We start from the raw sequence: 20842 nt of genomic DNA, 5'->3' as shown, positions 1-20842 counted from the left end.
CCTGAAACCCGAACCTTTCATGGTGAGTGCTATGACATTGAATATCAAACTCTCCTCAGTCGTCGCTGTTCTGGCAGCCACCACGGCCATCCCCGCCGCGGCAGAGCTGAAATACGAGAACAACAGCGGTGGCTATGTTCTGCTATATGGGCAGTTCAACCCGGCAATCATCTCGGTTGACGACGGCCAAGAGACCGATACCCGCCTGCTGGACAACGACCTGTCCAACAGCCGCGTCGGCCTGAGCCTGATGCAGCCGTTTGGCCAGAACGAATTCACCTTCCGCTTTGAAACCGCGCTGGGTCTGCCGAACTCCAGTGAGTGGAACCAGTTGGGCACCGATTTCAGCGGCTGGACCCGGGAAGACATTCGTCACGTGGATTTTGCGCTGAAAGGTGGCTGGGGTAAATTCTCGGCCGGTCAGGGCAGCATGGCGTCTGACGGTGCAGCGGAAACTGACCTGTCTTATGTCGGCACCGCGCTGTATTCGTTCACCAACGATGAAAACTCGGGCTTCTTCTACCGCGGAACCGACGGAACCCTCAGCGACATCACCGTCGGCGACTCCAGCAGCAACTTTGACGGCGCGCGCCGTGGTCGCGTGCGGTATGACACGCCGGATTTCAGCGGTTTTTCGGCAAGCTTCGCCTATGGTCAGAACATCCTGTCCAGCAGTGATGACGACGACTATTACGACGTTGCACTGAACTACAACAACACCTTTGCCGGTGGCGTCGAGTTCGCGGCAAGCGTGGCCTATGCGGTGCGTGATTTCGACGATGGTTCGGGCGACCGTGAAGACACGATCGGTTCGGCATCGGTACTGCTGCCCAGCGGCTTCAGCTTCACCGCTGCTGCCGGTACCCGAAACAACGTGTCGGGCGAAAGCGATCCCAACTTCTGGTACACCAAGATCGCCTATGAGGATAATTGGGTGTCCTGGGGCAAGACCGGTATCGGCATCGACTACTATGATGGTTCCGATTTCAACACGGACGGGTCCAGCACCGAGTCCTGGGGTATCGCAGTGGTGCAGCGCATCGACAGCATCAACACCGATGCCTACCTGAAATATCGCAACCACGACTTCAACGACGGGACGTCGTTTGACAAGAACGAAGCTTGGGTCCTGGGGGCCCGCTGGAAGTTCTGATCCCGACGTTGTTTTGAATTCATGGCGCCCCGGCTCTGTCCGGGGCGTTTTTTGTAGGGCAGGGTGGCAAAACAAGGCCAATCTGGCACCTTGCCCCTTGCCCTTCGGCGGCTAGGCAAATAGAAGGCGTCAAATTTGCCCGGCGCGCCCGTTTTGCGCGCCCCGAATCCTATGGGGACTACCAGAATGCAGGTTACCGAGACGCTGAACGAGGGTCTGAAACGCGGCTACAACATCGTTGTTACCGCCGCCGAGCTGGACGAGAAGGTCAATGAGAAACTGATCGAAGCTCAGCCGGAAATCGAGATGAAAGGCTTCCGCAAGGGCAAGGTTCCCATGGCACTGCTGAAGAAGCAGTTTGGCCAGCGCCTGTTGGGCGAAGCAATGCAGGAAACCATCGACGGTGCGATGAACAAGCACTTCGAAGACAGTGGTGATCGTCCGGCGCTGCAGCCTCAGGTCAAGATGACCAACGAAGACTGGAAAGAAGGCGACGACGTTCACGTCGAAATGTCCTATGAAGCCCTGCCGGAAATCCCCGAAGTTGACCTGAAATCGGTCGAGCTGGAGAAGCTGGTCGTCAAGGCGGACGACGCGGCCGTGGAAGAAGCCCTGCAGAACCTGGCTGAAACCGCTCAGGATTTCAAAGCCCGCCGCAAGGGATCAAAGGCGAAGGAAGGCGATCAGGTCGTCATCGATTTCGTCGGCAAGGTTGACGGCGAAGCCTTCGAAGGCGGTTCGGCCGAGGATTACCCGTTGGTGCTGGGCTCGAACAGTTTCATCCCCGGTTTCGAGGACCAGCTGGCTGGCGTGAAGGCCGAGGAAGTCAAGGACGTCACCGTTACCTTCCCCGAGGAATACGGTGCCGAGCACCTGGCCGGCAAAGAGGCCGTGTTTACCTGCACCGTCAAAGAGGTGAAGGAACCTGTTGCCGCCGAGATCAACGACGAACTGGCACAGAAGTTTGGCGCTGAGGATCTGGCTGCGTTGAAGGCGCAGATTGCCGAGCGTCTGGAAGCCGAATACGCGGGTGCGTCGCGCGCGGTGATGAAGCGCGCACTGCTGGACGCGCTGGACGAGAAAGTGTCGTTCGACCTGCCGCCGACCCTGGTCGAAGCCGAAGCCAAGCAAATCGCGCATCAGCTGTGGCACGAAGAAAACCCCGAGGTGACCGATCACAACCACGATGAGATCGAGCCGACCGAAGAGCACAACAAACTGGCTGAGCGCCGCGTGCGTCTGGGCCTGTTGCTGGCCGAGCTGGGCCAGAAGGCTGAAGTCGAAGTCACCGACGCCGAGATGACCCAGGCGATCATGAACCAGGCTCGCCAGTACCCGGGTCAGGAGCGTCAGTTCTTCGAGTTCGTTCAGCAGAACGCTCAGATGCAGCAGCAACTGCGCGCGCCGATCTTTGAGGACAAGGTTGTAGACTACGTGGTCGAGTTGGCCAAAGTGACCGAAAAGGAAGTCAGCAAGGAAGAGCTGCAGAAGGCAATCGAAGCCCTCGAAGAGGAATAAGCCGCGTTTTCAGGTCGGTCCGGGTGCCGCCGCACCCGGTCGGTCAAACGGCGAATGTCCGAACAGAAAGAAATGAAAACAGGCCCTCTTCGGAGGGCCTTTTTTGTTGCCGCCGAGAACCGGAACGTATGGCGCCAGCGGCGGATCGGTTGCCGAAATTAGAGCGGAGCCGCCTGGAATGAGACGGCTCCGCATGGGTGGCTTTTGGACTTATGAGGTGAGGGGGTCAGGCCTCATGAGCAAAAGCACGGGGGGTTTGCAACAAAGCGGTTTTCTGCTCTGGGGTGAAGCGGTCCGACAGGCTCTCGATCAATTTGAGTACGGCCTGGACTTCTTCTTTCGTCGTCGCAGCGTGCATCTGCTCGACGAAGTATTTCTCAAGATCGGTCAGTGGCTGGTGGTCAAGATTGGCGGCACCGGCCTGTGCAAGCTTGGCTTGCTGACCCGAATTAAACAGTTCGAGCGCCTGATCGTCGGTCAGGAACACGTCGTAGTCGATGCTCGAATACTCGCGGATCGATTGGATACGCTCGTCCGAACAATCCATCAGAGCGGCCATTGCGACCACTTTGCCCATCGGCTTGGCCGTTCCGACATAGTCGTACGGAGCATTTCCGGACCGTTGCAGCACCCGGTTCATAACCGGATCAATGACCGCGACCGAGTCGAGCACTCCAGCTTCCTGGGCGTATTCGAATGACCCAATCATGACCTCGCTGGTCACGTAGGATACGGAATTTTTGCCACGTCCCCGGCCGAGCCGTTTCGTGTCGACGCAGAACCGTGTGGCTTCCCAGACCTGGGCGCTGCGGATTGGCGGCTCGCCATCAAGGATCGAGCTGAACACATCGGCCAGCATGTGCGGGCCGGTCGTCTGCAAGAGGCGCATGCACCCAACGACGTCCCCCTCGTCGTTGATGCTGACCACGTGTGCAGGATTGAGCGAGTCGAACTGATCGAATTCGCGCCCGTCCTGGATGTTCACTTCCCAGCCCAAGCGATCCCCGAACACGCGTGCGCGCAGCTTGAACATCTCATCCAAGACGTCTTTGAACTTATGCTGGTTGATGCCATCAATAACGATGATCATTCCATCCCCCTACAGTTTGGTTACCGTAAGGAGCAGATTAACCAAGTTTCGAAACAAGACTATTGGGGATATCCCGTATTTTTCTGCCTTAATTGTTAACCGGGGTAAATTAACCCCAGACCAATGGCACGGCCGATCGCCTGGGCGGTCGTGAGTGCGCCCAGTTTCTCTCGTCCGGAACGCATGTGCACCTCGACCGTCCGGTGCGAAATGCACAGAATGTCCCCGATATCCTGCTGGGACTTGCCCTCGGCGACCCATTGCAAGATTTCTTTTTCGCGCGAGGAAAGTGTCGGAAGGTATAGAGCCTTGGCCAAAAGGCCAGACTGCATGACTGTGTCATGTGCGTGAACCGCGGCCATCTGCAGGTCACCCATCACGTGCTTTTTTAGCTTTTTCCATTCCTCGTCCGTGCAATCCTTGGTCACGCTGAGCAAGCCAGTTTCGCCATAAGGTCCCCGAACCGGAACCGTCAGGCCGCGGTCGGTGATCCCGAAATCATGAGCGTCGCGGAACACCGCGTTGAACTTGTCGTCGTGATTGAAGCGGCCCCAGTCCACCGGCGCGATGCTGAGCGCCGACTGATATAGGGTGGGATCAAGGTGATGGTAGCCTTGCGTGGCGTAGTGGATCTTCCACTCGTCCGGGTAGTTCGCGTAACCTTGGACGTCACCATTCACGGGATGGGTCGTCGCATAGGACGCATAGTCGAACCCAAGTTCGTTGCAGACAGAATTGATGATGTCGTAAGCCGACCGTTCATCATGATCAATTGTGGCCAAGTCAATAAGTTTCACTCGTCCAACCTTTGTCCCTACGGCATTTCCCCCGAAAAATGCCGTATCTGCCCGTATCACAGCCTACGTTGCGTCAATCTGAACAAATTGCGCAACCCATTTGTACATATCACATGGAGTTATTGAGTGCTAATGGCAACAGACAACCTCCGGATTATTTCGTCCTGTGAGGTATTCTCGGTCAAATTGAATGCTGTGTAGACCGGGGTCGATTGCCCCGTTCAAGCTATTCGGACCGCAAGCCAGTTTCAACCAGCATTCCGCGAGCCTTGGCTTCGGGGTAGTACCCCTTTGCATAGAGGAAGATCGCGCGCTGCTGGTCGCCGTCGGCCAACATCCATGCGCCGCGAAGATACTTGCCCGCATACTCCAGGTTGGTGTCAGCATCCAGAAGACCTTTGGCGTCGCCCTTGTAGCCCATCGAACGAGCGGTGGCGGGAAGGATCTGCAGCAGGCCGTAATATGGCCGGTTCGTCGCCCAGGGGCGATGCGTGCTTTCGCGGATCGCCAGCTTATGGACCAACTCTCGCGGAAGTTCGTAGTGATCAGCCCATTTGTTGATCGATTCGCGCAATTCGGGCGTTTCGTTGGGGTGGAGCGGCGGCTCGAATGCCTGTTCCTTCGTCGCTTTGCCAGATGGGTCGCTGCAGGCGGCAATCGGGGCAGCCAGAAGCACTGAAAGCATTATTCGACGCAGGACCTTTGCCATGCAACTTCTCCGGATTGTTACGCGGCTGGATGATACGAAAGTGGCCCGGGGTCGCAAGTCCGGCGCGCTGTGGTGGCCAAAAATTGCCAGTCGAAAAAAAAGGCCGCGCAATGCAGCGCGGCCTTTGAGATTTACAGACCTGATCGGATCAGGCTTTGGGTTCGTCTTCCTCGGTCGAAGCATCGGCGGCAACCAATTCTTCGTCTTCCGAAGCGGCCGAGCCGATGTCGTCGAACAGTTCCGCGATTTCGAAATCTGCGGCGGCCTCTTCTTCAGCGGCCAGTTCCTGGATCGACTTGCCCGATGCCTGAAGCTCGGCTTCTTCTTCCGAGCGGGCAACGTTCAGTTTGATTTCGACCTCGACTTCGGGGTGCAGTTTGACGGAAACCGTGTGCAGGCCCAGCTCTTTGATAGGCGAGACCAGAACGACCTGCTTCTTGTCAACAGTGAAGCCAGCAGCGGTTGCGGCCTCGGCTGCGTCACGCGGGGTGACCGAGCCGTACAGCGCGCCGGCGTCCGATGCCGAGCGAATCACGATGAACTGCTGACCGTCCAGCTTTTTAGCCAGAGCTTCAGCTTCTTTCTTGGTTTCCAGGTTGCGTGCTTCCAGCTGTGCTTTCTGGGCTTCGAACGAGGCGATGTTGGCCTCGGACGCGCTCAGCGCTTTGCCTTGCGGCAGCAGGAAGTTGCGGGCGTAGCCGGGCTTGACGTCGACGACATCGCCCATCTGACCCAGTTTCGCAACGCGTTCCAGAAGGATAACTTGCATGTCAGTCTCTCCTTACTTCACGGCGTAGGGCAGCAGGGCGAGGAAGCGGGCGCGCTTGATGGCGCGGGCCAGTTCACGCTGCTTCTTTGCCGAAACGGCGGTGATGCGCGAAGGCACGATCTTGCCACGCTCGGAAATGTAGCGCTGCAGCAGACGGGTGTCTTTGTAGTCGATCTTCGGCGCGTTCTCGCCCGAGAACGGGCAGACCTTGCGGCGGCGGAAAAACGGTTTTGCGGCCATGGTTTGGTGTCCTTTCCTCAGGCGTTGATCAACGGCGCTCGCGGCGGCCATCGCGCTCATCGCGCTTCTGCATCTGGACCGAGGGGCCCTCGGGATGCTCGTCGACCTTGATGGTCAGAACGCGCATCACGTCTTCATGCAGGCGCATCAGGCGCTCCATTTCCTGAACGGCGCCCGACGGTGCGTCGGTCTTCAGGAAGGCATAGTGGCCCTTGCGGTTTTTGTTGATCTTGTAGGCCATCGTTTTGACGCCCCAATACTCGCTGTCGACGATCTTGCCGCCGTTGTCAGCCAATACGGTGCCAAAGTGTTCGATCAGGCCCTCGGCCTGCGCGTTGGACAGATCCTGACGCGCGATCATTACATGCTCATACAGTGGCATGTTCACTCCTGTTTGTATCAAGGCGCATTTCATAGGCGGGGCCAGTTCCCTTCGCGACCCTGCCACGAGAGGCTGCGCGGTTCATGCGTATAGCGAAGGATGGCCCCGTATACACGTTTCTGGATGGGGGGCAAGCCCTGCCATGAATGCCTTTCTCACGCCGCCCAATTACCTTTGGGCCGCCCAAATCCTGACGCTTTTCGGCTTGAGGTTGTTTGCAAGCCCGGCGTTACCCGGGGGGTCTCAAGAAACTTGGACAGGGCAAAAGCGATGGCCGTCATGAACACGAACACATTTCAACAGTCCGCAGCCGGCGCAGCATACGACAAGTCGGTGCCCGTGCTTATTTCCTTTGCACCGAATTGGAAGGCCCGGTTGGTCCTGTTCCGTGTGCTGGGTGCATTTCTGATCGTATCGGCCTTTTCGATGTGGCTGATGCCGGGTTCGGTCATCGGGGCCGACGTCTGGACCATCAAGCTGGTCGCGTCGCTGATGTTCCTGATCCTCGGGGTGAGCCTGCTGACCATCGAGGTTCTGGATCCGCGCCCCGACGCATATTTTGACCCGGTCCGCCGCGAGGTTCGGGTGCTGCAGAAGAACGAAAACGGGCGTCCGCAGACCGTACTGCGCCGCAGCTACGATACGTTGGGCGGAGCGCGGTTCGTGGACGACCAGGTTGAACTCTTTGAAGTCGATGGCAGCCTTCTGATGAAGCTGCCGCTGGAATCGGCGGATGTCAGCCGAGCGCTGAAAGGGCAACTCAGCGGAAGCGTAACAATTTTCGCCTGAATTTTATTCTGTTCATTGAGGAACAGAATTTGTGAGAGAATGAAGGTTGTGTGCCGCCCATGGGCGGCACATCTTTGTTTTGGAGCAACCCAACCGGTTTGCGCTTTGAAAATTTTCGGAGATTGTCATGAAATCCACCCTTATTGCAGCAGCACTTGCCACGGCGGCGACCTCGGCCATCGCGGCCCCGGAGAAATACGTTCTGGACCCGAGCCACAGCCAGGTTGTTTTCAGCTACAACCATCTTGGCTTTTCGACCACCACCGGCATGTTCTCGGGTTTCGAGGGCGAGATCATGTTTGATCAGGAAGATCCAGCAGCGTCGAGCGTGACGGTTTCGATGCCCGTGGTCGAGATGATCACCGGCTGGAAACCCCGTGAAGATCATTTCATGTCCGAAGATTTCTTCGCGGCGACTGCCGAGGAAATGGTGACATTTACCTCGACCTCGATCGAGGTGACGGGTGAGAACACCGCAAAGATCACCGGGGACCTGACCTTGAATGGTGTGACCAAGCCAGTGGTTCTGGACGCCAAGCTGAATCAGGTCGGCGAGCATCCGATGGCGGGCAAGCCTTGGGCCGGGTTCGATGCCACCACCACCCTGGTGCGCAGCGATTTCGAACTGGGCAAGTTCGCGCCTTTCGTCGGAGATGAAGTTGCCATCGCGATTTCGATCGAGGCGCAGAAGGCCGACTGATCCGGGCCTCAGAACTAGAGAAACCGCCGGTGGCCGATGCCCCGGCGGTTTTTTCGTGTCGTCGGCTTACTGAGCGTTGCGTGTTGCCGTCAACTCGACCGAAACGGTGACGGCGAAGGCCAACGAATCCTCTTTCGGCATCGATTGGCCAACCCCGAAGTCGAGGCGGTTGAGGTCCATCCTGCCGGACATTTTGGCAGTCTCGCCTTTGATGTCCAAAGAGAAGGGCAATACAACGTCCAGTGTTTGATCGCGGATGGTCAGCGGACCCCTTGCTTCATACCCCGTTTCGGTTTTGTAGATCTCGGCATCGAACTGGGCCGTCGGGAATTGCGACTTGTCGAAGAAATCAGCTCCCATGGCCTGATCGGTTACCGTACCCAGGCTTAAAGACCCGATGGAGACCGTGACCTCTGCCGACCCGGCCGGACCGGGTTCGACGGGGTCGTCAAACGTGATTGCGGCGGTCCAGTCTGAAAACTGACCGGTTACAGGGTTGCCCAGTTGTGTGATCGTGATGGCAAGCGCGCCTTCTTCCACCTGCCAATCCGATTGAACGGCCGCCAACTCGGCCGTTTCAACCTCGGCATCTGGCTTGTCTGAAAAACTGCCGGTCAGCAGGCCGGCTGACAGAACGCCAACCCAGACAAGCCCAGCAGCCGCGGCGGGAACCATCGAGTGCTTCTGTTCCGGCGGAACCGGCGCAGCGGACGCCCCGGGCAACATTCGCCGCAGGGTGCTGTCCTTGTCGATGACGTGGTGTTTCAGTGCTCCGGCGATATGCAGGGTCAAAGCTGCGACGAGAACCAGCATGAAAAGCCAGTGCAGCGTTGCCATCACCTCGGCCAGATGCTCGGACTTGGGCACCAGTGGCAGGTTCTGCCCAAATGGCCAAAGGATGGGCGCGAAGCCTTCGGTAGCAGCGTGGTCGATCCAACCCGACAGAGGAACCAGAACCAAGGACCCGTACAGCAGCCAATGGACCGTTTCAGCCGCAAAGGCCTCGGGCTTTTTGTCGGCGTTCAGCAACCCGGGCTTGGTTTGGGTGAGCGACCAGAGAATGCGTGCCAGCGCAACGAAGAAGACGGTGATCCCAACGGTTTTGTGCAGGGAAAACAGCCGTGCGGCTTGGGCAAGATCGGCCTCGGTGGTGGGGATGGTCGGGTCATAGATTGCATGGGCCAGGTTGTTGGCGAACCACCCCAACGGCAAGGCGGTGAAGATCAACAATGCGGTCAGCCAGTGGAATGTCTTGGTCACGCTGCCATAGCTGACATTGGTGTTGGTTAGGGACATCGATCTTGCGCTCCGGGTTTTCTGCTGTGGCCAAGGTAACCGTGTGACGCACATAGACAATAGCGTGTGGCGCACAGACCCGGTGCCGTCACGCAGAGTGCAGGCAGTGCTTGTGCCGGACCCTCACTCGGTTTACACCCCGGCGCAACCTAACGTCATCCAAGAGGTTGCAATGACACTTGCGTTCGTTTTTCCGGGGCAGGGCGCCCAGACCATCGGCATGGGCAAGGCGCTGGCCGACGCTTATCCGGCCGCCAAGGCCGTGTTTGACGAGGTGGACGAAGCGCTGGGCGAAAGCCTCAGCAGCCTGATCTGGGATGGCGATATCGAGACCCTGACTTTGACGCAGAACGCGCAGCCGGCGTTGATGGCCACATCGATGGCGGCGATGCGCGCGCTTGAGGCCGAAGGGGTCGATGTGACACGGGCCGCCTTCGTGGCCGGTCATTCGCTGGGCGAATACTCGGCCCTTGCCGCAGCCGGCGCGCTGAGTGTCGCGGACACTGCTCGCCTTCTTCGCACGCGCGGTCAGGCAATGCAGAGCGCCGTCCCAGTGGGCGAGGGTGCGATGGCCGCGATCCTGGGGCTCGACCTGGACGCCGTGCGAGCCGTGGCCGAAGAGGCCGCACAGGGCGAGGTCTGCCAGGCAGCCAATGACAATGACCCCACGCAGGTCGTGGTTTCGGGTGCCAAGGCCGCTGTTGAACGCGCCGCTGAAATCGCCAAGGAAAAGGGCGCCAAGCGCGCTGTGATGCTGCCGGTCAGCGCTCCGTTCCATTGTGCCCTGATGCAGCCTGCCGCCGACGTGATGGCCGAAGCTCTGGCGGGAGTCGAAATCAAGGCGCCGGCGGTTCCGTTGGTTGCCAATGTCCGCGCCGAGGCGGTGACCGATCCCGACCTGATCCGGCAATTGCTGGTCGAGCAGGTTACCGGTTCGGTCCGGTGGCGCGAATCCGTTCAGTACATGGTGGCGCAGGGTGTGACCGAAGCGTGGGAGATCGGTGCAGGCAAGGCTCTGTCGGGCATGATCCGCAAGATCGACCGGTCCGTGGCCTGCTCCGCCGTTGGTACGCCGGAAGACGTTCAAAAAGCGCTGCAGGCAGGCGATTAACTCAAAGCTGGTCCGACAGGACACTCGAAAAGGATACCGGTATGTTTGATTTGACTGGAAAATGCGCCCTTATCACCGGGGCTTCGGGCGGGATCGGGGGCGAGATTGCACGCACCTTGCACGCCGCAGGGGCCACTGTGGGCCTGTCGGGCACGCGCGTCGAACCGCTGCAGAAGCTGGCGGATGAACTGGGCGAGCGCGCTCATGTCCTACCGTGCAATCTGGGTGACCCCGAGGCCGTGGCCGCGTTGCCGAAACAGGCCGCCGATGCCATGGGCGCTGTTGATATTCTGGTCAACAACGCAGGCATCACCCGCGACAACATCTTCATGCGCATGTCCGACGAGGAATGGCAGAGCGTGATCGACGTGAACCTGACCGCCACCGCCAAGCTGTGCAAAGGCGTTCTTCGCGGCATGATGAAGGCGCGTTGGGGCCGCATCATCAACATTTCGTCCGTTGTCGGTGCAACAGGCAACCCGGGTCAGGTGAACTATGCCGCGTCCAAGGCGGGCATGGTCGGCATGACCAAATCGCTGGCCTACGAGGTCGCGAGCCGTGGCATCACCGCCAATGCCGTCGCGCCGGGTTTCATCACGACCGCGATGACCGACAAGCTGACCGATGAGCAGAAATCCGGCATCCTGACGCAGGTTCCCGCCGGTCGGATGGGCGAGCCATCTGAAATTGCGGCGGCCGTTCTGTACCTTGCAAGCCCCGAAGCGGGCTATGTTACCGGAACCACCTTGCATGTGAACGGCGGCATGGCCATGTTGTAGGCGCAGCCAGAGGCAGATGCGAAAGCGTTTGCCTCTTGCGTCGTCTGTGCTATAGGCGGCGCATGTAATCAGGGGCCGGTCGTTCAGGTCGGCCTTCTACTTTCCCGGAGACCCGGGACTCAAACCGCCCGGATCGGGCAAACCAAGGCCACCCCGAGCGGGCAAGGGCAGAACCGGGCAGACCGCCCTGAAATGGAATGAGGAATAGACATGAGCGACGTCGCAGATCGCGTTAAAAAGATCGTTGTTGAGCACCTGGGTGTTGAAGAGGACAAAGTCACCGAGAACGCGTCCTTCATCGACGATCTGGGCGCGGACAGCCTGGACACCGTTGAGCTGGTCATGGCTTTCGAAGAAGAGTTCGGCATCGAGATCCCCGATGATGCAGCCGAGACCATCCAAACCTTCGGCGACGCCGTGAAGTTCATCAGCGAAGCTTCCTGATCGCTTTGAATTTGACCGAAAACGGCGCTTCCGGGCAACGGAAGCGCCGTTTTTTTTTGCCCGCTGGAATTCCCGCTTGCCTCGTGGAAAATCGGTTTGCACTGTTTGCGATGAGGCAACAAAACACCGGGTAAGGGCATGAAAAGATCCGCCCCGATGATCAACACCGCGCGCCTGATGATGTGTGCAATGCGCCCCGAGGACTTTGAACGGTTCGCGGAGATTTGGCGTGACCCCTGCGTGGTGCGTCATATCGGGGGCAAACCCCGCACCCGCGGCGAGGCGTGGGACGCGTTCCTGCGCAATGCGGGGCACTGGCAGATGGCTGGATTCGGGCAATGGGCCGTGTTCTTGCAGGCGAATCGCAAATTGATAGGTCAGGCCGGGTTCTTTTACGGCAACCGCTGTCTGGGCGAAGATTTCGATACCTTCCCCGAGGCCGGTTGGGTGTTGGCGCCCGAGGCGCATGGCCTGGGATACGGGCACGAGGCCGTTCAGGCCGCGCATGACTGGTTCGACCGGATCATGCCCGGGCCCTTGGTGTCGATGATTGACGCGGATCATGAGGCCTCGCAAAAGCTGGCGGCCAAGCTTGGATACAAATTGCTTCGCCAGACAGAGTATCGGGACAGCCCGGTGAAACTGTTTCGCCGCGACGGCCCTCCGGCCCGGAACTGAAACGCTTCTTTTTTCGCGGTGCCGCAAACGGATCGCCGTTTGCCGAAACTGAGAAATGCGAACTTGCGCGCGACCAGTATGCTATCATGGATATCCGGAACGATTGAGCGGAGGAGTGTGCTCATGAGGGTTTATCCTACAATGGAATTGCAGAACGGCCGCTGTGTCACGCTGGACAAGGGCCGTCTGGACGAGCCGATGATCTGGCATGTCGATCCGGTGGAAACGGCCCAAGGCTGGGCCGCCGCAGGTGCCGAGTGGATGCACCTGACCGATTTCGACGCGATCGAGGGGCGGGACACGAACTCTGCGTTTGTCGAACGGATCATCCGCAGCGCCGAGCTGCCTGTTCAACTGGCCGGCGGGTTCCGCTCGCGCGAGCAGGTCGAGCGTTGGATCGACAAAGGGGCGGGCCGCATCGTGATCGGCACCCTTGCGGCGCGTGATCCGCATCTGTTCAAAGAGCTGGCCAAGCTATACCCAGACCAGATCGTGTTGGCCGTGGACGTGTGGCAAGGTTACGTGATGACCGACGGCTGGCGCACCCAAAGCGCGTTCACACCGGAGGCTTTCATCGAAGCGTTTGCCGATGCTCCGCTCGCTGCCATTCTGGTCACCGATATCGACAGCGACATGGTGGATGTAGAGGCGCAGCTGGGCCTGATTTCGGGGCTGGCCGCGCATTCGCGTACGCCGGTGATCGCCAGCGGCGTCGTGCGCAGCAGCGACGACATCTCGCGTCTGGCGTACATTCCCAATATTTCGGGTGCGTTGGTCGGGCGGGCGCTATTCCGCAAGGCGGTCGACCTGTCCGAGGCGTTGGCGGTTGCCAAAACCGCCCATGAACCTGTGGCGCAGTTCCAGTAACGCAGCCTAATCCGTCCGAGATGCCCCTGACAGGTTGTCGGGGGCGGCTCGTGTGGTTCTGCTCTGGCCGTGCGCGGTGTGTGGCGCGGAGGCAGGCGGCAAGCTGCCGGTGCGGAATATGCTGTTGCTCTTGCCCCCGGCCCCCGGGCCGGGGTATGAGCGTTTCTCAAACAGGAAGCAGGCAAGAGGCATTTCATGCGCAGAGTCGTTGTAACCGGTCTGGGATTGGTCACTCCACTGGCCAGCGGGGTCGAGGAAACCTGGTCGCGGCTGCTGGCCGGAGAGTCGGGCGCCGGCCCGATCACCTTGTTCGATGCCGAAGCCGCAGGAGTCACCACGACCTATGCCTGCGAGGTGCCACGTGGTGACGGGACCAACGGGACCTTTAACCCCGATGACTGGATGCCGCCCAAGGAACAGCGCAAGATCGAGGATTTCATCCTGTATTCGATCGCTGCCGCCGAGATGGCCTGCAAGGACGCGAACTGGTTGCCCGAAGACGAGGAAGAACGTCTGCGCACCGGCGTGCTGATCGGGTCGGGCATCGGTGGTCTGGGCTCGATCGCTGAAACCGCCAACCTGATCCGTGACAAGGGTCCGCGCCGTGTGTCGCCCTTCTTCATCCCGGGCGCGCTGATCAACCTCGCGTCGGGTCAGGTCTCGATCCGCTTTGGCTTCAAAGGGCCGAACCACTCGGTGGTGACCGCCTGTTCGACCGGTGCCCACGCGATCGGCGATGCCAGCCGTATCATCCGGTCGGGCGATGCCGACGTTATGATCGCCGGCGGCGGCGAGGGCTGCATCTGCGAGATCGGTATTGCCGGTTTCAACGCATGCAAGGCGCTGTCGACCAAATATGCCGACAACCCCAAGGCCGCCAGCCGCCCCTATGACGTCGACCGCGACGGTTTCGTGATGGGCGAGGGCGCCGGTATCGTTGTTCTGGAAGAATACGAGCATGCCGTGGCCCGCGGCGCCAAGATCTATGCCGAGGTTCTGGGCTATGGGATGTCGGGCGATGCCTATCACATCACCGCGCCGGCCGAGGATGGTGACGGGGCCGAACGTTCGATGAAGGCAGCGCTACGCAGCGCAGGGCTCGAGCCGAAGGATCTGGACTATATAAACGCGCATGGCACCTCGACCATGGCCGACACGATCGAGCTGGGTGCCGTTGAACGGCTGCTGGGCGAACATGCCAGCAAGGCGACGATGAGTTCGACCAAATCGGCCACAGGACACCTGCTGGGGGCCGCGGGCGCGATCGAGGCGATCTTCTCGATCCTTGCGATCCGCGATCAGGTCGCCCCGCCGACGATCAACTTGGACAATCCGGCGGTGGAAACACCGATCGACCTTGCGCCGAATGCCAAGCGCGAGCGGGAAATCAACGTGGCGCTGTCGAACTCGTTCGGTTTCGGCGGCACCAATGCCAGCGTGATTTTCGGGAAAGCGTCATAAATGTGGCGGGCTCTGGCATCCAATGCGCTTACCTTTCTTGTGGTCGCCATGTTTCTTCTTGGCGGTGTGATCCTTTGGGGGCAATCGCAATATAAGGCCGAGGGCCCGCTCGATACCGCCATTTGCCTTCGGGTGAAGGGTGGCTCGAACATGAACAAGGTCAGCCGTGACCTGGAAGATCAGGGCGCGATCAGCAGCGCAACGATCTTTCGTATGGCGGCAGACTACACCGACAAGTCGCAGCAGCTGAAGGCGGGTAGTTTCCTGATCCCCGAAGGCGCATCGATGGCGGAAATCATCGACGAAGTCACCCGCAGCGGCGCCAGCACATGCGGAACCGAGGTCGAGTACCGCATCGGTGTGACCCGCACTCAGACACGCGTACGTGAGCTGGACCCTGCAACCTTGAATTTCGTCGAGGTCGCGTCTTTTGTCGTTGGTGAGGACGAAGTTCCTGAAGTCTATCAGGAAAAGCGGAATCAAGCCGATACGCGATACCGTGTGTCCTTGGCCGAAGGTGTCACCAGTTGGCAGGTCGTTGAGGGGCTGAAGGCCGTGGATGCCCTGACCGGAGAGGTCTCGGAAATTCCGCCGGAAGGCATGTTGGCCCCGGACAGCTACGAAATCTCACCCGGTGATGAGCGCACGGCTTTGTTGCAAAAGATGCAGGACCGGCAGCAAGAGCGGATTGCGCGGGTTTGGGAGACGCGTCAAGAGGGGTTGCCCCTGTCCAGCCCTGAAGAAATGCTGATCCTCGCCTCGATCATCGAGAAGGAGACAGGCATTCCGGAAGAGCGCGGTCAGGTTGCCAGTGTCTTTGTTAACCGCCTGAAGCAAGGCATGAAGCTGCAGACAGATCCCACGGTGATCTATGGCGTGACCAAGGGTCAGGGTACGCTGGGCCGAGGCCTTCGCCGCAGCGAGCTTCGGCGGAACACGCCTTGGAACACCTATTTGATCGACGGGTTGCCGCCCACGCCGATTGCCAATCCGGGCCTGGCCAGCTTGCAGGCTGCCGTGACTCCAGACGAGACCGACTTCGTGTTCTTCGTCGCAGATGGAACCGGCGGCCATGCCTTCGCCAAGACGCTGCAGGAACACAACCGAAACGTTGCCAAATGGCGTGAGATCGAAGCCGAGCGGAACAATTCGGGTAACTGATCCGCTCGCTGGTTGAAATCAGAGCCAGCAAAAATCAGGCGGACGACCCACCTGATTTATGAAAAGGCAAAATCTTGGAAAAAGACTGCGCGCATGGAGACATGCGCGCAGTTTTTTATGCGGCCGATTTGCGGCGCGGATGGCGCCGGCGGTTGGCGGGGCCGTTTGTGCCCTGCGGTTTCGGGCCACGGCGTCGATTGCGCTGGCGACCGCCGGGCTTGGCGGCTTCTGCGGCTTCGGGTGCCGTTCCACTGGCGACCGGGATCTCGATCTTCATCAATTTTTGAATCTGACGCAGCAGATCAAATTCATCCGGTGCGCAGAAGGCGATGGCTTCGCCTTCACGGCCGGCCCGAGCGGTGCGGCCAATGCGGTGCACATAGTTGTCAGGAACGTCCGGCAGGTCGTAGTTGATGACATAGGCCACCCCAGGAATGTCGATGCCACGGGCTGCCACGTCGGTGGCAACCAGAACTGTGATTTCGCCGGCGCGGAAGGCCTTGATGGCGCGATCCCGCTGGCCCTGGCTCTTGTTGCCATGGATCGATGCTGCGTTGTAGCCGTCAGCCACCAACCCTTTCATCAGCTTTTCCGCACCATGCTTGGTCCGGGAGAACACAAGCGTCAGGGCGTCGGTATCACGCGAAAGGATCTCGCGCAGCTTGGCGGGTTTTCCCGGCTTTTCAACGAAATGCACCGACTGGGTGATCTTGTCGGCCGCCTTGCCCGGGGGCGAGACCTGCACCCGTTGCGGGTTGGTCAGGTAGGCGCGGCTGAGTTCCTCCATCTGCTTCGGCATGGTGGCCGAGAACAGCATGGTCTGGCGCGGAGTGCCCAGTTGCGGCGCGATTTTGCGCAGAGCGTGGATGAAGCCGAGGTCTAGCATCTGGTCGGCCTCATCCAGAACTAGGTGCCGAACCGAGCCGAGATCGACCGCGCCACGCTCCATCAGGTCGATCAAACGACCGGGGGTCGCGACAAGAATATCGGTCCCGCGCGACAGAAACATGATCTGTTTGTTGATCGACTGTCCGCCGACAACTGTGGCCACACGCAGTTTCGTCTTTTTGGTAAGCGTGCGGAGGCTGTCAGCGATCTGGTTCACCAGTTCGCGAGTGGGAGCCAGGATCAACGCCTTGGCGGTTTTGGGCGCCGGTTTGCCGGGTTGCGCCAGAAGGTGGTCGATCAACGGTAGGCCAAAGGCCAGCGTCTTGCCGGTGCCGGTCTGTGCAAGGCCCAGAATGTCGTGTCCTTCCAGAGCCAACGGGATGGCCTGGTTCTGGATCGGTGTGGGTTGTGTGAAATTTGCGCGCTCGAGCGCGTCGTTCAGAGCCGGCGCGAGGCCGAGCATGTCGAAATCGAACAAGTAGTCTTCCTTTGTGATCCGCGCCGGCATTGGCCGTGCGCGAACGAGAGTGGCTGGCCGTGCAGATTGCACGACCGGCAGGGAGTGTGCGCAGCCTCAGAATTTGCGGGCGAGTCCCGCAACATCCGGCTTTTGCGTCAAGAACCCTGCGTGAATGGGAACTGGGAAAATTGGGCGCTATCTCGGACCTCGGTTCGGTCCGCGTGCTCACGCGGCAGCGCTGTGGCGTAAATGAGCGCTGCTGAGGCGAATGTCAAGCCGACACCGGCAGTCAAGGCTGCCGGTGTCCTATTCGTTGCAAATGGATGTTCAACGACGAGGCGTCGGGGCGGCGGCAGCCAGCGCCTTTTCGACAGCCTGTGTGGTGGAAGGGTGACCGGCCTTGGACAGGCACGAAGCAATTTTGCCCGCGTCAGGGCGCTCGGGGCGGTTGCCGGGCTTGGGACGATCGCCCAGGCAGCTTTGGAGCGCAGATTGCGGAACGCCAATCTCGCTTGCGATCTTGCCAAGATCAGGCCTGCGGTGCCCTGTCTGAGCCTGCGCCACTGTGCCCAAGAGCATCAGGCCGCCCAGACAGATTACCGAGACATAGCTGAGGGGATGGTACATTTTTTGTCCTTCAGATATTTTTCGTATGCTTGTGGTTTATGGTTTTGGTGCAGATTGCGTGTGCAATCAGTTTTTGAAACGCACGACGGGAATTACTCCGTCGCGGAAATCTCGCCGATCGGAGAATTGATTGCGGTCCGTGGGCCGGATTAGGATTTTGTTAACAATGACAGTGCGTTACTTGTTGCGCGCTGTTGCTTCAGAGCTTGACTGAGCGCCCGTTTTCTCGTATAAGTTGTGTCATGCTAGAAGAAGTGGGCAACGGCCCCGGGGCAACCCGGCGGCCGTTTTTCATTTCTCTCGTGCGGAGATCACTCACGCATGAGGTCACAGGCAAACATGACTTTGATTACCCCGGAAGAGCGGATGTCCCGGACGGCCGAGCTGTTGCAGTCGTTGGAGGTGTCCATTCGCGGTTTGCGGCAAGCGGCGGAAGACCTGCGCAAGCGGATCGAGACCGGGGAGGATGCAGACCTGGCGAGTTCAGCCAGACAACTCGGGCAGCTAGAGGGGCTGATCCGGAGTTGCCAGAAAGTGGAGACAAGCTTTGTCGAACAATGTCACAGACAAGCGGGAATTGCCCAAGGGGGCTATGCGCTCGACCTGGAGTGGGCCCGATCTGAGATCGGGTGCCGATTGGCTCGCCTCTGCGCCTGCTGCGGTGCGGGACAGATTTCTGAGTGAGATCGGGGAGGGAGGGCTATGTGCCCTCCCTTTCCTGTTCGAGTTCTGGGCGCTGCCGCACCAGTTGCCGCCCGAGGGCGACTGGCGGTCATGGGTGATCATGGGCGGGCGTGGCGCGGGCAAGACGCGGGCCGGGGCTGAATGGGTGCGATCCATGGTCGAAGGGGGCAAACCTTTCGACGAGGGTGAGGCCCGGCGCGTGGCGCTGGTGGGCGAGACCTTTGACCAGGTGCGCGACGTGATGATCTTTGGCGACAGCGGGATCATGCAGTGCTCTCCGCCCGACCGGCGGCCGCAGTGGAAGGCGTCGGAACGCAAGCTGTTCTGGCCCAACGGGGCCGAGGCACAGGCCTTTTCGGCGCATGACCCCGAGGGGCTGCGAGGGCCGCAGTTCGACGCGGCTTGGGTCGATGAACTGGCCAAGTGGAAAAAGGCGGGCGAGACCTGGGACATGCTGCAATTCGCGTTGCGACTGGGCGAGCGGCCGCGGGTCTGCGTCACCACGACGCCGCGCAACGTGAAGGTTTTGAAAGATCTGCTGGCGGCGCCGTCCACGGTGATGACCCATGCGCCGACGGAGGCGAACCGGGCCAACCTGGCGGAGTCCTTTCTGGAGGAGGTGCGCGCGCGCTATGCCGGCACGCGGCTGGGGCGGCAGGAATTGGACGGTGTGCTGCTAGCCGATGCCGAGGGGGCGTTGTGGACCGGCTCGATGCTGGATGCGGCGCGGGTCAAGGCGCTGCCCGAGCTGGACCGCGTGGTGGTGGCGCTGGACCCCGCGGTGACCGGCGGGTCGGGGGCCGATGCCTGCGGGATCGTGGTGGTCGGCGCGCAGGTGCAGGGGGCGCCCGAGGACTGGCGCGCCTATGTGCTGGCCGACCGGACGGTGCAGGGCGTTGGCCCGGCGGGCTGGGCGCGCGCGGCGATTGACGCGATGGACGAATTCGGGGCCGAGCGGCTGGTGGCCGAGGTCAATCAGGGCGGGCAGTTGGTCGAAGAGGTGGTGCGGCAGGTGGACCCTCTGGTCCCGTTCCGGGCGGTGCGGGCCTCGCGCGGGAAGGTGGCGCGGGCCGAGCCGGTGGCGGCGCTGTATGAGCAGGGGCGGGTGTTCCACGTGGCCGGGCTGGAGGCGCTGGAGGAGCAGATGTGCCAGATGACCGCACGTGGGTTCGAGGGGCAGGGCTCGCCCGACCGGGTCGATGCGCTGGTCTGGGCGCTGCATGAGTTGGTGGTGGGGCCGGCTGCGGCTTACCGGCGGCCCCGGGTGCGGGTTTTGTGATCAGCCCTTAGGTTTTTCGAACTTTGCGAAGCCCTCGGCATAGTCGGGGTGCCAGCGCGAGAGGGCGGGGCGGTTGTGGATGATGTCCTCGGCAGCCCATTGAACGCGACGGCGGTCGCGTTCGGCGTCGACGTCGTTGTCGGGGCAGAGGATGTAGAAATCGCCCTGGGCCATGCGGTCCAGGAAATAGTCGACGGTCTGCTCGCTGGTCCAGGCGGCGGCGGGCTTTTCGGGTAGGAATGACGCGACCATGCCGGTGTAGGTAAAGCCCGGAACGAAGAGATGCGCTGAGATCGGAGCGCCAGCCTCGCGAAGCTCGTGCGCGAGCTGTTCGGTCAGCGTTTTGACGGCGGCCTTGGACACGTTGTAGCCGGGGTTGCCCGGCGGGGTGGTGATCCCCTGCTTTGATCCGGTGTTGATGACGACCGCCGGGCGGTCAGCCTCGATCATGCGGGGCAAAAAGGCTTGGACGCCGCGCAGGGCACCCAGGAAGTTCACGTCGAGAGTTTTCTGCCAGTTGTCGAATGACTCCCACGCTTTCGTCGGCAGGCTGATCCCTGCGTTGTTCATCAAAACGGCGACCCGCCCAGCGGCGAAAGCTGTGTCGGCCAGGTTTTCGATGTCGGCTTGAGAGGTTACATCCGTCGGCACCGCAGTGATGTTTGCCGCGTGAAAGCCAGCTTTGAGGTCTTTCGTTGTTTCGTCGAGCGCCTGTCCGGGCAGGTCGGCCAGTATCACGTCCAGCCCGGCTTGGGCAAAACGCTGTGCCGCGACGCGCCCGACTCCGCTGGCGGCGCCGGTCACGACGGCGATCCCGCCGGTTTCAATTGCACGTTTGTACATGACTGGTCCCTCCTGACAGATTGACGACGAGGGTAGCGCATTTCTGGTTGATGCCGAGGTAAAACCTGAAGGCATAGGCTCCGACGCCGTTGCGCAACCGCCGTACGCCCCATTCCC

The 20842-nt window shown here is 60.4% G+C and carries 22 protein-coding genes; 12 read left to right on the top strand and 10 right to left on the bottom strand.

The window, feature by feature from the left end:
* Positions 1–31 precede the first annotated feature (31 nt).
* Both ACR0NY_RS04565 and tig read left to right on the top strand, forming a co-directional pair.
* On the top strand, positions 32–1153 hold the full coding sequence (locus tag ACR0NY_RS04565; protein ID WP_170368646.1) for a porin: 1122 nt from the start codon (positions 32–34) through the stop codon (positions 1151–1153).
* Positions 1154–1339: 186 nt separating this feature from the next.
* A complete protein-coding gene (gene tig, locus ACR0NY_RS04560; RefSeq protein ID WP_170338051.1) occupies positions 1340–2671 on the top strand; it encodes a trigger factor in 1332 nt (443 codons plus the stop codon).
* 226 nt (positions 2672–2897) lie between these two features.
* On the opposite strand, the gene ACR0NY_RS04555 is transcribed toward tig, so the two are convergent.
* The 6 genes from ACR0NY_RS04555 to rpsF all read right to left on the bottom strand — a co-directional run bounded on the left by ACR0NY_RS04555 (position 2898) and on the right by rpsF (position 6658).
* A complete protein-coding gene (locus ACR0NY_RS04555; protein ID WP_170366325.1) occupies positions 2898–3761 on the bottom strand; it encodes an acyl-homoserine-lactone synthase in 864 nt (287 codons plus the stop codon).
* A gap of 95 nt (positions 3762–3856) precedes the next feature.
* Positions 3857–4558, bottom strand: a complete 702-nt coding sequence (locus tag ACR0NY_RS04550; RefSeq protein ID WP_170338055.1) for a helix-turn-helix transcriptional regulator — start codon at positions 4556–4558, stop codon at positions 3857–3859.
* Positions 4559–4784: 226 nt separating this feature from the next.
* The gene (locus ACR0NY_RS04545) at positions 4785–5267 is read right to left on the bottom strand and encodes a lytic transglycosylase domain-containing protein (protein WP_170338057.1); all 483 of its coding nucleotides are present in this window, start codon (positions 5265–5267) and stop codon (positions 4785–4787) included.
* Between the two features lie 148 nt (positions 5268–5415).
* Complete coding sequence (gene rplI / locus ACR0NY_RS04540) at positions 5416–6036, bottom strand: 50S ribosomal protein L9 (protein WP_170368644.1); 621 nt, start codon at positions 6034–6036, stop codon at positions 5416–5418.
* A gap of 12 nt (positions 6037–6048) precedes the next feature.
* Positions 6049–6276 (bottom strand): 30S ribosomal protein S18, encoded by a 228-nt coding sequence (gene rpsR / locus ACR0NY_RS04535; protein ID WP_005608650.1) that lies wholly within the window; start codon positions 6274–6276, stop codon positions 6049–6051.
* A gap of 28 nt (positions 6277–6304) precedes the next feature.
* The gene (gene rpsF, locus ACR0NY_RS04530; protein ID WP_093962413.1) at positions 6305–6658 is read right to left on the bottom strand and encodes a 30S ribosomal protein S6; all 354 of its coding nucleotides are present in this window, start codon (positions 6656–6658) and stop codon (positions 6305–6307) included.
* Positions 6659–6937: 279 nt separating this feature from the next.
* On the opposite strand from rpsF, the gene ACR0NY_RS04525 reads away from it, so the two are divergent.
* Complete coding sequence (locus ACR0NY_RS04525; RefSeq protein ID WP_254432898.1) at positions 6938–7447, top strand: hypothetical protein; 510 nt, start codon at positions 6938–6940, stop codon at positions 7445–7447.
* 127 nt (positions 7448–7574) lie between these two features.
* Positions 7575–8147 (top strand): YceI family protein, encoded by a 573-nt coding sequence (locus ACR0NY_RS04520; protein WP_093962996.1) that lies wholly within the window; start codon positions 7575–7577, stop codon positions 8145–8147.
* Positions 8148–8213: 66 nt separating this feature from the next.
* On the opposite strand, the gene ACR0NY_RS04515 is transcribed toward ACR0NY_RS04520, so the two are convergent.
* Positions 8214–9443: a cytochrome b/b6 domain-containing protein gene (locus ACR0NY_RS04515; RefSeq protein WP_170368641.1), complete on the bottom strand. Its 1230-nt coding sequence runs from the start codon at positions 9441–9443 to the stop codon at positions 8214–8216.
* 172 nt (positions 9444–9615) lie between these two features.
* Between ACR0NY_RS04515 and fabD the strand changes: the two genes are divergently transcribed.
* The 7 genes from fabD (at position 9616) to mltG (ending at position 15944) form a co-directional block, all read left to right on the top strand.
* Complete coding sequence (gene fabD / locus ACR0NY_RS04510) at positions 9616–10554, top strand: ACP S-malonyltransferase (RefSeq protein WP_170338067.1); 939 nt, start codon at positions 9616–9618, stop codon at positions 10552–10554.
* A 41-nt stretch (positions 10555–10595) separates the two neighbouring features.
* Complete coding sequence (gene fabG, locus ACR0NY_RS04505) at positions 10596–11333, top strand: 3-oxoacyl-[acyl-carrier-protein] reductase (protein ID WP_170338069.1); 738 nt, start codon at positions 10596–10598, stop codon at positions 11331–11333.
* Positions 11334–11543: 210 nt separating this feature from the next.
* Complete coding sequence (locus ACR0NY_RS04500; protein ID WP_005982462.1) at positions 11544–11777, top strand: acyl carrier protein; 234 nt, start codon at positions 11544–11546, stop codon at positions 11775–11777.
* A 138-nt stretch (positions 11778–11915) separates the two neighbouring features.
* Positions 11916–12455: a GNAT family N-acetyltransferase gene (locus ACR0NY_RS04495; RefSeq protein WP_170338071.1), complete on the top strand. Its 540-nt coding sequence runs from the start codon at positions 11916–11918 to the stop codon at positions 12453–12455.
* A gap of 123 nt (positions 12456–12578) precedes the next feature.
* The gene (locus ACR0NY_RS04490; RefSeq protein ID WP_170338073.1) at positions 12579–13322 is read left to right on the top strand and encodes a 1-(5-phosphoribosyl)-5-[(5-phosphoribosylamino)methylideneamino]imidazole-4-carboxamide isomerase; all 744 of its coding nucleotides are present in this window, start codon (positions 12579–12581) and stop codon (positions 13320–13322) included.
* Between the two features lie 195 nt (positions 13323–13517).
* On the top strand, positions 13518–14783 hold the full coding sequence (gene fabF / locus ACR0NY_RS04485; protein WP_170338075.1) for a beta-ketoacyl-ACP synthase II: 1266 nt from the start codon (positions 13518–13520) through the stop codon (positions 14781–14783).
* The gene (gene mltG / locus ACR0NY_RS04480; protein WP_170338077.1) at positions 14784–15944 is read left to right on the top strand and encodes an endolytic transglycosylase MltG; all 1161 of its coding nucleotides are present in this window, start codon (positions 14784–14786) and stop codon (positions 15942–15944) included.
* Between the two features lie 115 nt (positions 15945–16059).
* Here mltG and ACR0NY_RS04475 read toward each other — a convergent pair whose 3' ends face one another.
* Together ACR0NY_RS04475 and ACR0NY_RS04470 are read right to left on the bottom strand one after the other, a co-directional pair.
* Positions 16060–17310 (bottom strand): DEAD/DEAH box helicase, encoded by a 1251-nt coding sequence (locus ACR0NY_RS04475; protein ID WP_170338079.1) that lies wholly within the window; start codon positions 17308–17310, stop codon positions 16060–16062.
* A gap of 309 nt (positions 17311–17619) precedes the next feature.
* Positions 17620–17919, bottom strand: a complete 300-nt coding sequence (locus ACR0NY_RS04470; protein ID WP_170338081.1) for a hypothetical protein — start codon at positions 17917–17919, stop codon at positions 17620–17622.
* A gap of 592 nt (positions 17920–18511) precedes the next feature.
* Between ACR0NY_RS04470 and ACR0NY_RS04465 the strand changes: the two genes are divergently transcribed.
* Positions 18512–19882, top strand: coding sequence for a DNA-packaging protein (locus ACR0NY_RS04465; protein WP_170368919.1), 1371 nt, complete (start codon positions 18512–18514; stop codon positions 19880–19882).
* Here ACR0NY_RS04465 and ACR0NY_RS04460 read toward each other — a convergent pair whose 3' ends face one another.
* Entirely contained in the window at positions 19883–20725 is an 843-nt protein-coding gene (locus ACR0NY_RS04460) for an SDR family NAD(P)-dependent oxidoreductase (protein ID WP_170368640.1), read from the bottom strand. It abuts the gene before it with no gap.
* Between the last annotated feature and the right edge of the window lie 117 nt (positions 20726–20842).

It is taken from the genome of Ruegeria sp. BJ5 (assembly GCF_056537865.1).
The sequence above is the reverse complement of the archived record's forward strand: the minus strand, read 5'-3'. Positions and strand labels throughout refer to the sequence as shown.

Excerpts from the sequence above, each read along its gene's own strand:
- ACR0NY_RS04565 (WP_170368646.1), top strand. The coding sequence starts at position 32 with ATGACATTGAATATCAAACTCTCCTCAGTCGTCGCTGTTCTGGCAGCC.
- tig (WP_170338051.1), top strand. The coding sequence starts at position 1,340 with ATGCAGGTTACCGAGACGCTGAACGAGGGTCTGAAACGCGGCTACAAC.
- ACR0NY_RS04555 (WP_170366325.1), bottom strand. The coding sequence starts at position 3,761 with ATGATCATCGTTATTGATGGCATCAACCAGCATAAGTTCAAAGACGTC.
- ACR0NY_RS04545 (WP_170338057.1), bottom strand. The coding sequence starts at position 5,267 with ATGGCAAAGGTCCTGCGTCGAATAATGCTTTCAGTGCTTCTGGCTGCC.
- rplI (WP_170368644.1), bottom strand. The coding sequence starts at position 6,036 with ATGCAAGTTATCCTTCTGGAACGCGTTGCGAAACTGGGTCAGATGGGC.
- rpsR (WP_005608650.1), bottom strand. The coding sequence starts at position 6,276 with ATGGCCGCAAAACCGTTTTTCCGCCGCCGCAAGGTCTGCCCGTTCTCG.
- rpsF (WP_093962413.1), bottom strand. The coding sequence starts at position 6,658 with ATGCCACTGTATGAGCATGTAATGATCGCGCGTCAGGATCTGTCCAAC.
- ACR0NY_RS04525 (WP_254432898.1), top strand. The coding sequence starts at position 6,938 with ATGAACACGAACACATTTCAACAGTCCGCAGCCGGCGCAGCATACGAC.
- ACR0NY_RS04520 (WP_093962996.1), top strand. The coding sequence starts at position 7,575 with ATGAAATCCACCCTTATTGCAGCAGCACTTGCCACGGCGGCGACCTCG.
- ACR0NY_RS04515 (WP_170368641.1), bottom strand. The coding sequence starts at position 9,443 with ATGTCCCTAACCAACACCAATGTCAGCTATGGCAGCGTGACCAAGACA.
- fabD (WP_170338067.1), top strand. The coding sequence starts at position 9,616 with ATGACACTTGCGTTCGTTTTTCCGGGGCAGGGCGCCCAGACCATCGGC.
- fabG (WP_170338069.1), top strand. The coding sequence starts at position 10,596 with ATGTTTGATTTGACTGGAAAATGCGCCCTTATCACCGGGGCTTCGGGC.
- ACR0NY_RS04500 (WP_005982462.1), top strand. The coding sequence starts at position 11,544 with ATGAGCGACGTCGCAGATCGCGTTAAAAAGATCGTTGTTGAGCACCTG.
- ACR0NY_RS04495 (WP_170338071.1), top strand. The coding sequence starts at position 11,916 with ATGAAAAGATCCGCCCCGATGATCAACACCGCGCGCCTGATGATGTGT.
- ACR0NY_RS04490 (WP_170338073.1), top strand. The coding sequence starts at position 12,579 with ATGAGGGTTTATCCTACAATGGAATTGCAGAACGGCCGCTGTGTCACG.
- fabF (WP_170338075.1), top strand. The coding sequence starts at position 13,518 with ATGCGCAGAGTCGTTGTAACCGGTCTGGGATTGGTCACTCCACTGGCC.
- mltG (WP_170338077.1), top strand. The coding sequence starts at position 14,784 with ATGTGGCGGGCTCTGGCATCCAATGCGCTTACCTTTCTTGTGGTCGCC.
- ACR0NY_RS04470 (WP_170338081.1), bottom strand. The coding sequence starts at position 17,919 with ATGTACCATCCCCTCAGCTATGTCTCGGTAATCTGTCTGGGCGGCCTG.
- ACR0NY_RS04465 (WP_170368919.1), top strand. The coding sequence starts at position 18,512 with ATGCGCTCGACCTGGAGTGGGCCCGATCTGAGATCGGGTGCCGATTGG.
- ACR0NY_RS04460 (WP_170368640.1), bottom strand. The coding sequence starts at position 20,725 with ATGTACAAACGTGCAATTGAAACCGGCGGGATCGCCGTCGTGACCGGC.